This is a genomic window from Noviherbaspirillum sp. FW303-A3, assembly GCF_058788695.1.
Map to the genome: position 1 here is coordinate 278,583 of NZ_JBYTAZ010000002.1, position 11,558 is coordinate 290,140.

Genomic DNA, 11,558 nt, shown 5'->3' on the forward strand with positions numbered 1-11,558 from the left:
GGCTGCGGAGGTGCCGGTACCCGGGCGCGCAGCATGATCGCCGCCGGGAAACTTTTTAAAGTGCCGTTTTGGGCAAGAAAGGCCCGTTTTTCTTTACACAGCTTACTGCCACAATCGCTCGCACCCATTGGTCTCAAGCCACCTCATGAACGATGTCAAAACGCCAATCCTGGAAACCCTCGACCGGATGGTCGACGAGGAGTTGACGCGCTGTGAGCAGGTTGCCCGGAGTCAGCTGGGCGCGGCGTTTCCACGTCCCCAGGTGGATTGGACGCTGAAGGGGCGCTCGGCCGGACAGGCATGGGGGTTCGAGAAAATCCGGCTGAACCGTATGGTGGCGCAAAGCCACCCGGAGCGGCTCAAGGAAACGGTCGCGCATGAGTACGCGCACTCCGTCACGGAGTTCCTGCGGGCTCGGACGCCGCGGGCGACACGAAAGGGTGAGTGGTCCTCGCACGGCGCGCGCTGGGGAAGCGTCATGACCGCCTTCGGCTACGAGGCATCGAGGACGCATTCGATGGAAGTCGTGGCTTCGCGGACGGTCACTCGCTACGAGTACCGGTGTAACTGCCGCTCCCACGCGTTGACGAACGTCTGGCATCAAAAGGCGGTGCGCGCCGCAAAGACAGGACGCGGCGTGCGTTGTCGCGATTGTCGGGGAGCGTTGCGACCCGTGATGAACAAAGCTGGAACTGGTGTGGCTGTTGTCCCGATTCGGCGGCTGTCCATCACGAAAGAGGGCTTCGCTGGCCTGGCCGTGTGGCAGCGGCTTGCGGACAGTTGGCGGTGTGCTGAGGTCAGTTCTGCCGCGCTGTCTTTCCTGAAAACGGTGCCAGTCGAACGTGCGAAAGACGCGCTGTTGGAGCGCGGTTATTTATTTGTGTGGCAATAGGAGCGCAATGTCTTCAGATCGAATCGCAAAGGCGCTTCAACGCGCCCACGCCAGTATGCAGATGGGTGATGCCGCGGAAGCTGTCGCTGTGCTGCACAAGACGGTTCAGAAATTTCCCAAGGATTACGACTGCTGGCTGTTGCTCGGACAGGCCAAAGGTACTCTCGGCGACCATGCTGGTGCCGACCCCTGCTTTCGGAAGGCGATTGCAATCGACGCCCGTAACTTGAACGGATGGAACGGCTTGGGCCAGACGTTCCTGGCCCGAAACCTTCATGCACAAGCTGCAACCTGTTTTAAGCGGGCACTTGAATGCGAAAAAAACCCGCATCCTGATATCTTCCAAAACTACTGCGCTGCGCTGATCCGGTTGGACCAATTCGGCAAGGCCGCACAGGTCCTCGAAACGGTAACGGCGCAGACGCCAACTCGCGACTTGCTGAGGATGCTGGCCGTAAGCTATCAAGGTCTTGACCGTTTCGCCGATGCCGCCCGGGTCTATCGTCAGATGCTGGCAGGAGGGGCGAGGGACCACACCGTCGACCTGAATTTAAGCTGCGTGTATATCCAGCTCAACGACTTCGAGCAGGCCACTGAACATGCTCGGCGCGCGGTGTCCGTGAACCCGTCGGACGGGGCTTCGATCTACAACCTCGGATTGGCGCTTCTGAATAGCGGGAAGATTGAGGAAAGCATCGAGGTGTTGCAGGCAAGTGGCGAAGCGTCGGCGCGCAGCGCGCTTCTCCTCGCCCATAGCTACATGGACCCGCCTGACCCCGTGGCGCTCCGTCGCGCACATGAGGAACAAGGCGAATTCTTCGCCGGCGGCGCACCGCGCACCATGGGTCTCGACCTCACTAGTCCGGATGAGAGGCTGCGGCTGGGCTTCTTTTCCCCTGATCTGCGCGAACATCCGGTCGGCTTCTTCTTCGAAGGCCTGTTTTCGAAGCTCAATCGGGAACGCTTCGAGCTTTTCGTGTACTCGGACACTCAAAAACCTGATGCCATGACCGCGCGGTTCCAGGTCGGTGCGGAGCACTGGCGCGACGTTTGCGGCAAGTCCGACAACGACTTGGTTTCCATGGTCGCGGAAGATAGGATCCACATCTTCTTCGATCTCGCCGGCCACCTCGCAAACGAGCGACTTGCGCCGATTGCAAGGCGGATCGCACCAGTCCAGGTCAGCTATCTCGGATACAGCGCCACTACCGGCCTCGCGGCAATGGACTACTTTTTCTCCGATGCCGTCATTACCCCGGACGCGGAGGCAGAATCGCACTATACGGAGACCGTCATCCGTCTCGGCGACGTCGTCGCCACCTATACGCCGCCCTCGGACAGTGACCCCATTTCCGCACCGCCGCTCGCCTCGAACGGCTATCCGACTTTCGGGTCGTTCGCAAAGTTGAGCAAGATCAGCGCTACCACCGTGCGGCTCTGGGCAGATACGCTCCAGGCGGCGCCAACTTCAAGGATGTTGCTCATGGCAAAAGGCCTGAGTAGCCCGGTCGTACAACAACGGATCTCCGATCAGTTTGCCGCCCGTGGGATCGATCCCTCCCGCCTCACCTTCCGCGATGCCGGGTCGCTCAGCGAATACATGAAGGCACACCATGACGTCGATCTGATTCTGGACACCGTGCCGTGGAATGGGCACACAACGACCATGCATGGGCTCTGGATGGGCGTGCCGACGCTTTCGGTAGTTGGCGCGCATCATGCTGGCCGTTTTGGTGAGTCGGTGTTACGCGCTGCTGGATTGACTCGTTATCTGTCGCCCAATATGGACGGCTTTGCCCAACTGGCAGCGGCGATTGTTGGCGATGCGGAGAGCCTCGCGCGCGATCGCAGTACGATGCGCGAACGACTGTCAGGCTCGCCATTGATGGACCATGATGGTATTGCCCGCCGCTTTGAAGAGGCGTGCATGGATATCGTCCGGATCCATGCTTCGCGTGAAGAGATGGGAGCGCCAGAACTCGAGCTGGAGGCCGCGTAATGCGAAAGGCAGTCGTTTTTGCGACCTTGCTTGGCATTGCGGCAACCGCAACGGCCGCAGTGTATTTTGGTATGCGTGAGATCCACAAAGACTCGGCGCTGGCATCGTTGATCGATGTACCGCGCCGAGGAGCCGACTGGGTGCTGACTGTCGATGATGGGACGCGGCTGCAGATGCCGTCCCAACGCGCTGAACTGGAGCGCGCGGCGAGCGGCAATAGGCTGTCCGAGCTATCGACCTTGATCGAACTGCGGGACGTCAATATTGACGCCATGAGGAACGCGGCTCGTCAGCTGGAAGCGCTCGTGCCCGCCGCACAGTTCCTGCCCGCCTACAGGTCGCCAGCCTCCATGGTGCTGGTAACGGTGCGGGATAGCGCCGATGTTGAGGGCATTATTCCTGTTGTGAAGGCATTTCCAGCCGGATTGCGCATGCTCGCCGTGGCGGCGCCTGGCCAGAAGGGCGTTGTCGAGCAGGCTTTGCGGGCGAACGGCGTCCCGGTAACTGTCGTAGAGGAACAGAAGAACCCGCACCTGTCGGCGCCCGCAGTTGGCTCCGCACAGCTCGCCGCCGCAATTTACCCATTGCGCGCGCGTGACGGTTCTGCCTGGCTCCCCTACACCGTATTCCACCGGTCGGCAAAGGATCTTAGCTGGCCAGACGTCTCTTTTCTGGACGATGTGGCCGGGGTTGCGGGGATGACCGCCGTGCGTATGCCGTTGGCGGGAAGCAGCGCAGACATCCTGCTGGCAAAAGGGCAACAGAAGGATCTTTTCATCGCGGAATCCTTGCTGCGCGAGGAGGCAAGCAAGCGGGAACGTCTGCTGCTGCCCCGTCCCTCGCGCGAAGGTCTGCTCGAAGCGTACAGGCGCACCTTCTCTGCCGACCGGGTGTTCACGGTCGATACGGGGAATAACAGCCTCTCCTCATTCCTGCTCTTTAGCGGCGACGGTAATGCCGTGCTCTCTTCGATACCCCATGATGATCCTGACCGGCACCGGCTCGGAGACCTTCCAGTCGGTCGTCTGTCGGAGACCTTGTTGAGCGCCGGGTACAAGGTGCACCTGGTGCCGACGACGGCAGCACACATTCGGGAAGGGCGGTCGCCGCTCGCCGGGCCGTACTTTTTTGACAAGGGCTTGAATCGCCCCGTGCTTCTGGTACCGCTGACCGGATCGAAGGCCGATGGCGAGACGCTTGCGGCCCTTTCCGGTGTAGGCGTGCACGTCATCCCTTTTTCCCTCGGAGAGAAGTACGCCGCCATTTCCCGGTATGTCGCGGCCCTTTGAGGATTAGCCAGCTCTCGAAAATAACGACTGACGCATCGAGATCGATTCACAACGAACATTCACCATAGCGAGGTACACATGGCTCTTGGCATCAAAAAACCGGCATCCACGCCTGCATCGACCATTCCGACTCCGGATATGTGCGGCCCGATGAACGTTCTGCAATTCCGCACGACGATGGACAAGGCAATTGCGGCAGAAGCGGTGAAGGCGCCGATTGCCGACAGCCTTTTCCCGGCCCATTTGAAGAAGAACCCGTTCCTGCAGAACCAGACGATGCGCCGAGTCCTCGGGGTGGCCATGGTGGAATTGAAGGACATCGACCTCGCATTCAACTTCTTCTTGCGTTTCATCGCCATGCAAGGCGTCATTGCTCTGCCGAGAATGGCGGACTGGATGCCGGAAAGTAATGAGAAGGTCGCCGCCTTGCATCCGGCAGTCTTTGAGGCGCTGGCAACCCACCCGATGCGGCGCAACGGTGGCTTCGACGCCGACGACTTTTTCGCAAAAGTCGCGGAGCTGGCCGCGGAAATCGACGCGAATGCCGAGGTCGCATCCGACGAGTCGTCGCAGGAAACCGCATGAACGGCTTGTAAAGTGCCCAAAAGGGAAAGAAAGCCCCGTTCCGCGCGTCACTGGTTGGTGCAACAATCCGTGCCAACCATACAGCGGAAATGCGGCCATGTTGCCTTGGCCCTGTCATGGGGCACCGTAGATCTACCTATTCCCCTTCACGAGGCATTGCCGCTCCATGGAAATCCAAGCACCCCGGACGCTACTGCAAGCAGAATATGCGTTCAGCCAGGCGCGGCTCGGCGACGCAGCATCAGCGCCGGGGATGGAGCACGTGGACGGTCGCCTTTGGAAGTTGGCGGGCGTATTGCAGATCGATGCCGGTGATGTGCTCAAGAATCCAGTCCCCCACGAGGAAGGACATGATTTCGTTCTCGGCCGCCAGTCCACGCTTCTTGAAAAGCTCCTCAACGCGCAGAAGCTCCTTGCGAAGCTGGGCGTGACTGGCCTGGTGAAGCGGCAGATCGTCGTAGCCCGCCTCACGCAACATCGCTTCTTCCTGCGTGAAATGGTAGTCCGTGTAGTCCTTCAGCGCCTTAAACGCTTCGTCAATCACTGTTCTTTCGCGCCGCTCGGTTATCGCGGTGTACAAGGTATTGATGGTGTCGAACAAGGCGCGGTGCTGTCGATCCATTTCGCTGTTATTCACAGCATAGTCTTCGGTCCAGGTCAGGATGGTCATTGGGCGCTCCTTCGCTCAAAGTCCTTATGTATTTATGGAAATCATACACGACCGAATGCAGCAAGGCTTTGGCCCAACGTGTGCCGTAATTGGAACAGACCTCAGGGCAGCGGTATGTTGAATAAGCGATTCCAACTCTGGAATCCTGCTAGCCAACCGATTTAACCAGGAAATTTCGAATGTCAGTACAAGTTGTTGTCACCCCGCTCGTTCCGCCCTCGATGCTCTGCGGGGCCGTTCGCCTTATGCTTCAGGCTGCCGGGTACACAGTAGCCGATCAGCGCGACGGCTCTGCCGAGATCCGTAGTGCCGACACAGTCGTCGCGGAGGAAAGCGTGCCTCCGCTGAAATCCTTCCTGGCGGACCTCGCAGCAGCTGGTGGTGTGTCGTCCAATGTCTCCGATTTTTTCGACACCCTGAAGCGTTTCGAGCCCGATTCCTCCGCGATCGCGTCGTTGCGATCGGCCTCGGGGTTTCAGAACGAATACCTCGCTGCAGTCGCACTGCAGTACGCGTTGCAAAAGGCCGGAAGTGACTCGCCAGTGAGCGACTTCGAAATGCTCTGCCATGGCACCGATGACCTGTCTCGCGGGTTCGTGAAACTGATCACCCCGCAGGCGATCAGGACCGCAACGCTGAAGGACGCCGGGAAATTGCTCCGCTCAGCGCCGCTGCCGCCGCTGCCGGTCCTGCGTCAGCCCCTCGATGCAGAAACAGTCGAACGACTTGCTGCAGACGCCGGGGGAATTGTCGAGGCCTTGGTGCCGTTCAAATTCATGGGCGTATTTGAAGAAGAGGGCTGCGCTGGCATCTATGAGCTCTTTCTGGATGAGGTGGCAACCAAAGTCGTCGGCGCACCGACTCTTGGCGAAATAACGGTGACACCCGTCGGTGTCGATGATGCCGGAGACCTGCTCCTGCGCGTGCGGGGTCGGATAGCCGCCCACGCTCCCAGCCACGAAGCACAAAGCGGCCCGGATGCAGGCGGCTGTTGCGGGGGCGGCTGCAGCGGAGACGGTTGCGGCGGCAGCTGCGGGAGTGGCGGAGGTTGCGGTGGCGCTTGCGGCGGACAACACGGCAAGGAAGAACATGCCTGCGCGTGCGGGCACTGAGTCACCAGCGGATGGATGGGCGGATGTACAACGAAGCGGGGTTCCAATGAAGGTCATAGAGAAAGACAGTACAACGGCAGGTCTATTCATTCCTCTCCGCTATCCGGAGGGAAGCAGCGTGGACTTGATCTATACGCAGGCGATGGCCACGATCGAGGATCTCGCCCAGCAGCAGCTCGATATCGGATTGCGCCGCCTATTCGACGCTACCCCGGCACTTGCCGGATTTGTGTTGCGGCTGCATGCCGCTGACGGCAAGTTCGACCTGCTGACGGAAAGCGTGGAACTTGCGGCAGATGCGCCTGACGATACCCGCCTGGCCGACGTCAGGTCTGCAATCAGCGCCTTTATCGAGGGCACGGTCCCTGTTCTCCTGTACGGCAATCTGGACGGTCGCCGGCTGTCACGGGAGGACATTGCCAAAGCCGAAGGCGCAGTTCCGCTGCGCCCGATCGCGCCCTCGGGTCGAGCGCAGGGGGTCGGCGTGGACGAAGAGGGGATCACGGTGGCAGGAATTACGCTGGCGTTCCCGAAGACGGACGCCCAGCCAGGGTATATCCGGATGCTTGATGCGGCCGGCGAAGAGTCCTTGTTCCTCGACACGGCTATTGCACATGCTGAACCGGCCTACGTGATCCGCATTTTCGTTGATCTCTTCCGATCCTTTGCAAGTGCAGGCTATGCGCAACCGGTGACGCAGGGGACCAGTGAGACGAGGGAGCTTTCCGAGGTAGCCTGAGATGATGTATCGAACCCGCGCCGCGCTGGCGCTCATGATGGATGCCCATGCGGAGCACTACGACCTTGCAGGAGAGCCGTTTTTTTGGCATCCGCTTCGGGTCATGGTACGGCTTGGACCCAACGCGACGGAGGACGAACGCCAGGTCGCACTGCTGCACGATCTGCTCGAGGGCGGGCATGCGACCAAGAAGGTGCTCATAAAACTTGGATTCGGCGCAGCGGTGGTCGGTGCGGTCGACCTGATGAGCCGTCCCCCTGGATCCACGTATTTCGGCTATATCCATAAGCTGCTTCGGGCTGGCGACATGCTCCCGCTTCGCGTGAAAGCGAGTGATCTTGCCGACAACACCGCACCCGGCCGCGTGGCAATGCTGCCCCCCGACAAGGCAGGCTTGGAACGGCGCTATCACAAGGCTATCAGCATGCTGGGGGCGGATTATCCCGGCATCATGGAGACAGTAATGACCGGCGACCTCCACCCGATGGACGTGGTCACCTGCATGCCGCCGGACTTGGTCGATATTCTGCGCCGGTACCCGCAATTCTCGCTCCGGGAGGCAGCATGAACATTTGGCGCCGACTTGCTGTCGCGTCTTTGGCTGCCGCGCTGGCCGGCTCTGCGGCAGCGGGGACAGCGGAGCGCATCGTGTCCGCGCTTGCCGACGAGGCCGCCAAGTTTGTCGACCGGACCCTGAGGTCGTCGGAGCGCATGCAGGCGCGCGGGACCGTCGAGGTCGGATTCAGCCCCGGCGGCAACGTCGGCGCGATGATTGTCAACGCGATCAACGAGGTGGAACGGGGCGATTTTCTGCTGGTGAGCGTCTACACGTTCACCCATCCCAAGATTGCAGAGGCATTGGCGAAGGCGCACGCTCGCGGCGTCACGGTGCGGGTCATTGTCGACCGCAGCATGAAGACTGCCCGCTATAGCGTCGCCACATACCTCGCCAATCACAATGTCCCCGTGCGGTTCGACGGCGCGCATCCCATCCAGCACAACAAATTGTTCATCAGTGGAGAGATGGTTGGGCAAGGGAGTTTCAATTTCACTGAGCGTGCTGACAAGGAAAACAGCGAGTCGTTCGTCATTCACCGCGGGAACCCCGAACTGGTGAAAGCATTTGTGCGCGACTGGGAACTGCACTGGCGTCATGCGGAGGATTACTGATGAAACGTTTGCTGCTGACTCTGTATTGCTCGGCCTTCGCGGCGGCAGCCCATGCATCCGAAGCAGACGCTTTGTTCAGCAAGGTGAGCCCGAGCATTGTCTCGATCTTCACCCAGGTCGGTAACAAGAGCACCGGTTCGTTCGGGAGCGGGGTCACGGTGGGAACCGGACTGGTCGTGACGAACTGCCACGTCGTGGCCCGTAACGCCGGCATCTGGATTCACCATGATGGTAAGTACTATCGCGGGGAATCGGCAGCGTCAGATCCGCGGCGGGACTTGTGCCTGGTCCGCGCCCCCGGCCTGGCCGCCCCAGTCATTGTTGTGGGTTCGTCGCTCGCTCTGAAGGAAGGGCAGGAGGTTTGGAGCCTCGGCGCTCCCAAGACGCTGGAGAAAACCATCGGCAGCGGCATTGTCGCTGGCCTTCGCGCGATGGACGGCGGGCATATCATCAAGACCACTGCCCCGGCCTACGCGGGGGCGAGCGGCGGCGGACTGTTCAACGCGCAAGGGCAACTCGTCGGCGTGTTGACCGCAACATCCAAGAGCGGAGCGAACCTCCAGTTTGCGCTGCCGGCTGAATGGATCCGGAAGATCGGCGAACCGCAGGGCAAGGAGGGGTTCCGTCCCCCGGTGTCCATCCTCGAAGAAGCGACCAACATCGAGGCCGGTCACATTTCCAAGAGTGGTGTGATCACCGCCGCCGATCAGAACGATGAGTTTTTCAACAGCAATCCGAAGAAGGAAGCGGAGAAGAACGAACAGGCGCGCAAGATCATGGCCAACGGTAACTGGGAACGGCTGCGAGGCTATGCTGAGCAATGGATCGAGGCGGACCCGCAGTCGGTTGACGCATGGATGTACCTCGGGCATGCCAATTCGGCGCTCAAGGACACGAAGGAAACCATCGCAGCCTTTACGGAGGCGGTGAAGCTCGATCCCGAGAACGCACTCGCCCATTACTATCTTGGCAATACCTATGTATTCCTTGGAAAGAACTCCGATGCGGTAGCGGCGTATCAGGAGGCGGTCCGGCTCTCGCCGCGCGACAAGACGTTCCGAAATGCGCTGGAGTGGGCACAGGAAGCGATCGAACGTCACACTGCAGCGGCACGGCCGCGGGTGACAGCGGCGTCTCAGCAGCGCGCGGAGCCAACAGACCCGGTCATGGAAGAAGCGGACCTTGGCTATAAGCCGACGCCCGATCGTCCGGGGGTTGGCAAGGCGATTCTGATTCTTGGTTTCCTGTATGCGCTGTCGGCGTTCGCGATCTACGTGACCTACCTGGTCAACGTGGCAAAGCCGTGGGGCACGCCGTACCCCGAGGAGAATCGGAAGGGAGCAGCAATCCTGGCGGGTGCCGGGGCGTTCGTCCTGTTCGTTCCGACGTACATCTTTTTCTTTTAGTGATATTGCTGCCGGCCCTTCAGGATGGGGAGGGACGGTGGGTAAAATGAAGCACGAGTCGGTGCAGTTAGAAGAAAGTTATGCAACAGATACATTTGTTATTACCCGTCCCTCCGATTTTTGAGCGCGCCCTTTGGTACAACGAGAGCCGCCGGTATATCGGCATTTACTGGGACTGCCTGTTCGACGATTGCATCATCGCCGACGGTCGCGGTGAGCACGTCGGTTCGGGCCGGGCGTGGAAGGCGTTTATTGGGCACACGAGGATCGCGAAGGCGCTCAGCCAGTACCACTTCGGGACATCCGTGACACACCCAGATCATATGTTCATGCTGGACCGCAAAATGCGGCGAGCTTTCGTGATGGAGTACGCGGAGGGCGATGAATTCCTGCGCTTGCAGGCATGCGATGGTGAGTCGCCGGTACCGCCGCCACCACCCCGCAAGCGTCCGGTCCTTACGGTCGTTGGACAACCGGAAGCCGAACTTGCAATGCCGATGGTTTCGAAAGAAGCGATCGACGACATCATGAAGATGAGCCGCGGACTGGAAACCGCAATGATTTCATGGCTGGACGCGCGCTAGGGCGACGTCCATATCTCACAGTGGGAGGAAGGAAATGAATGACGTAGTGCCGGCCAGCGCCGTGCAGGAAGCCGAAAACGAGGTTTGCGCCGTTGCGCAGGCAGTTACTCCGGGCGGACTCTTCGTTCGCCAGACGTCGACGGGTGAGTCCAGTTACCAGGTTGCCGAAGTCGTCTCGCGCGACCCGGCGGATGCGGTTGTGAAGCTGCACGGCATAGGCGCACGGGCTTCACTCGGTGACTTTAAGGAAACCGTCTCCAAGCTCGTTCGCAACGGATACCACTACCGTCCCGGCAATTAGTCGATCAAAGAAAGTCAGGCATGAAACGCAGCCGCGCCCGTAGCGCTTCCCCGTCGTCCATCCGCAATTACCTTGAGCAGACACTCAACCCGGCAAACCCGGAGATTGAGGCGATGGTAGAGGACGCTTATGCCCGCTTCGAGGCATCGCCCGCCACCCAGGAGCCGCTCGTTTGCACCTTGGCCGTCTCCCTTCTACATCAGGGATCGGTTACTGCGGCGGCACACGGGATACGCTTGCTGGAGCGTCTGTGCGCGAAGGATGTTGTCCCGGCCATGTACAACCTGGCAGTGGAAAAGCAACGGGGCGTACTCGTGCCCAAGGATTTTCACGGGGCGAACCAGCTCCTCGCGAAGGTCGACGCTTTGGGCTACCACGACCCGAAGCTACTCGCGTTGGCGCACTCGTCCATCGGCACTGCGGCAATGCAAGGGTGGGGACGTCCGGTAGATCTGGACCTTGCGCTGGCGTGGTTTGACAAAGCATCCCGGTACGGGATTCCTGACGCGGCATACAACGCGGGACTTATTTGCCATGGCAAGCTCGATTCGAGACGCCCCAATTTCCCCCGCGCAGCTCATTACTACCAGATCGGTGCCGACGCCGGCCATACGTTTGCGCGCACCAACCTTGGATTGTTGAACGCAATGGAAACGTTTCCCGGTGCGGATCCGGCGCGCGGTATCCTCATGTTGCGTAGGTCGATCCAGGAAGGCGATGCCGTTGCAGTATCGACACTGAAAACAGTGTTGGAAGTGCGCGCATCGTATGGCGGACGTCTGTAGAGTTGTACCTTGTCCCACAGGCGTCG

General features: G+C 60.3%; 13 protein-coding genes. 12 read left to right on the forward strand and 1 reads right to left on the reverse strand.

All coding sequences use genetic code 11. The features are described 5' to 3' along the window. The first annotated feature begins 145 nt into the window (after nt 1-145). The 4 genes from AC3WOY_RS27565 to AC3WOY_RS27580 all read left to right on the forward strand — a co-directional run bounded on the left by AC3WOY_RS27565 (nt 146) and on the right by AC3WOY_RS27580 (nt 4,765). Nucleotides 146-892 carry a SprT family zinc-dependent metalloprotease gene (locus AC3WOY_RS27565; RefSeq protein WP_492429677.1) on the forward strand — a complete coding sequence of 249 codons (747 nt, stop codon included), beginning with the start codon at nt 146-148 and terminating at the stop codon, nt 890-892. Nucleotides 893-899: 7 nt separating this feature from the next. Beyond that, the gene (locus AC3WOY_RS27570; RefSeq protein WP_492429678.1) at nt 900-2,891 is read left to right on the forward strand and encodes an O-linked N-acetylglucosamine transferase, SPINDLY family protein; all 1,992 of its coding nucleotides are present in this window, start codon (nt 900-902) and stop codon (nt 2,889-2,891) included. Beyond that, nucleotides 2,891-4,180: a hypothetical protein gene (locus AC3WOY_RS27575; RefSeq protein ID WP_492429679.1), complete on the forward strand. Its 1,290-nt coding sequence runs from the start codon at nt 2,891-2,893 to the stop codon at nt 4,178-4,180. The genes AC3WOY_RS27570 and AC3WOY_RS27575 overlap by 1 nt, the downstream gene beginning before the upstream one ends. Before the next feature lie 78 nt (nt 4,181-4,258). Beyond that, nucleotides 4,259-4,765 carry a hypothetical protein gene (locus AC3WOY_RS27580; protein ID WP_492429680.1) on the forward strand — a complete coding sequence of 169 codons (507 nt, stop codon included), beginning with the start codon at nt 4,259-4,261 and terminating at the stop codon, nt 4,763-4,765. A gap of 241 nt (nt 4,766-5,006) precedes the next feature. On the opposite strand, the gene AC3WOY_RS27585 is transcribed toward AC3WOY_RS27580, so the two are convergent. After that, nucleotides 5,007-5,435 (reverse strand): bacteriohemerythrin, encoded by a 429-nt coding sequence (locus AC3WOY_RS27585; protein ID WP_492429682.1) that lies wholly within the window; start codon nt 5,433-5,435, stop codon nt 5,007-5,009. Nucleotides 5,436-5,614: 179 nt separating this feature from the next. Here AC3WOY_RS27585 and AC3WOY_RS27590 point away from each other — a divergent pair, with 179 nt between their 5' ends. The 8 genes from AC3WOY_RS27590 to AC3WOY_RS27625 all read left to right on the forward strand — a co-directional run bounded on the left by AC3WOY_RS27590 (nt 5,615) and on the right by AC3WOY_RS27625 (nt 11,532). Continuing rightward, a complete protein-coding gene (locus AC3WOY_RS27590) occupies nt 5,615-6,547 on the forward strand; it encodes a hypothetical protein (protein WP_492429684.1) in 933 nt (310 codons plus the stop codon). Between the two features lie 118 nt (nt 6,548-6,665). Further along, complete coding sequence (locus tag AC3WOY_RS27595; RefSeq protein WP_492429685.1) at nt 6,666-7,286, forward strand: hypothetical protein; 621 nt, start codon at nt 6,666-6,668, stop codon at nt 7,284-7,286. Nucleotide 7,287: 1 nt separating this feature from the next. Then, nucleotides 7,288-7,854: a hypothetical protein gene (locus tag AC3WOY_RS27600; protein ID WP_492429687.1), complete on the forward strand. Its 567-nt coding sequence runs from the start codon at nt 7,288-7,290 to the stop codon at nt 7,852-7,854. Further along, nucleotides 7,851-8,456, forward strand: coding sequence for a phospholipase D-like domain-containing protein (locus AC3WOY_RS27605; protein ID WP_492429688.1), 606 nt, complete (start codon nt 7,851-7,853; stop codon nt 8,454-8,456). Before AC3WOY_RS27600 ends, AC3WOY_RS27605 begins: the two co-directional genes overlap by 4 nt. Next, entirely contained in the window at nt 8,456-9,862 is a 1,407-nt protein-coding gene (locus AC3WOY_RS27610) for a tetratricopeptide repeat-containing S1 family peptidase (RefSeq protein WP_492429689.1), read from the forward strand. The genes AC3WOY_RS27605 and AC3WOY_RS27610 overlap by 1 nt, the downstream gene beginning before the upstream one ends. An 80-nt stretch (nt 9,863-9,942) precedes the next feature. Continuing rightward, nucleotides 9,943-10,446, forward strand: a complete 504-nt coding sequence (locus tag AC3WOY_RS27615; RefSeq protein WP_492429690.1) for a hypothetical protein — start codon at nt 9,943-9,945, stop codon at nt 10,444-10,446. A 34-nt stretch (nt 10,447-10,480) separates the two neighbouring features. Continuing rightward, nucleotides 10,481-10,747, forward strand: a complete 267-nt coding sequence (locus AC3WOY_RS27620; protein ID WP_492429691.1) for a hypothetical protein — start codon at nt 10,481-10,483, stop codon at nt 10,745-10,747. Between the two features lie 20 nt (nt 10,748-10,767). After that, nucleotides 10,768-11,532 carry a tetratricopeptide repeat protein gene (locus AC3WOY_RS27625; protein ID WP_492429693.1) on the forward strand — a complete coding sequence of 255 codons (765 nt, stop codon included), beginning with the start codon at nt 10,768-10,770 and terminating at the stop codon, nt 11,530-11,532. The last annotated feature ends 26 nt before the right edge of the window (nt 11,533-11,558 follow it).

What these genes read in the sequence shown, in the direction of transcription:
- AC3WOY_RS27565 (WP_492429677.1), top strand. Translation starts at nt 146, where the DNA reads ATGAACGATGTCAAAACGCCAATCCTGGAAACCCTCGACCGGATGGTC.
- AC3WOY_RS27570 (WP_492429678.1), top strand. Translation starts at nt 900, where the DNA reads ATGTCTTCAGATCGAATCGCAAAGGCGCTTCAACGCGCCCACGCCAGT.
- AC3WOY_RS27575 (WP_492429679.1), top strand. Translation starts at nt 2,891, where the DNA reads ATGCGAAAGGCAGTCGTTTTTGCGACCTTGCTTGGCATTGCGGCAACC.
- AC3WOY_RS27580 (WP_492429680.1), top strand. Translation starts at nt 4,259, where the DNA reads ATGGCTCTTGGCATCAAAAAACCGGCATCCACGCCTGCATCGACCATT.
- AC3WOY_RS27585 (WP_492429682.1), bottom strand. Translation starts at nt 5,435, where the DNA reads ATGACCATCCTGACCTGGACCGAAGACTATGCTGTGAATAACAGCGAA.
- AC3WOY_RS27590 (WP_492429684.1), top strand. Translation starts at nt 5,615, where the DNA reads ATGTCAGTACAAGTTGTTGTCACCCCGCTCGTTCCGCCCTCGATGCTC.
- AC3WOY_RS27600 (WP_492429687.1), top strand. Translation starts at nt 7,288, where the DNA reads ATGATGTATCGAACCCGCGCCGCGCTGGCGCTCATGATGGATGCCCAT.
- AC3WOY_RS27605 (WP_492429688.1), top strand. Translation starts at nt 7,851, where the DNA reads ATGAACATTTGGCGCCGACTTGCTGTCGCGTCTTTGGCTGCCGCGCTG.
- AC3WOY_RS27610 (WP_492429689.1), top strand. Translation starts at nt 8,456, where the DNA reads ATGAAACGTTTGCTGCTGACTCTGTATTGCTCGGCCTTCGCGGCGGCA.
- AC3WOY_RS27615 (WP_492429690.1), top strand. Translation starts at nt 9,943, where the DNA reads ATGCAACAGATACATTTGTTATTACCCGTCCCTCCGATTTTTGAGCGC.
- AC3WOY_RS27620 (WP_492429691.1), top strand. Translation starts at nt 10,481, where the DNA reads ATGAATGACGTAGTGCCGGCCAGCGCCGTGCAGGAAGCCGAAAACGAG.
- AC3WOY_RS27625 (WP_492429693.1), top strand. Translation starts at nt 10,768, where the DNA reads ATGAAACGCAGCCGCGCCCGTAGCGCTTCCCCGTCGTCCATCCGCAAT.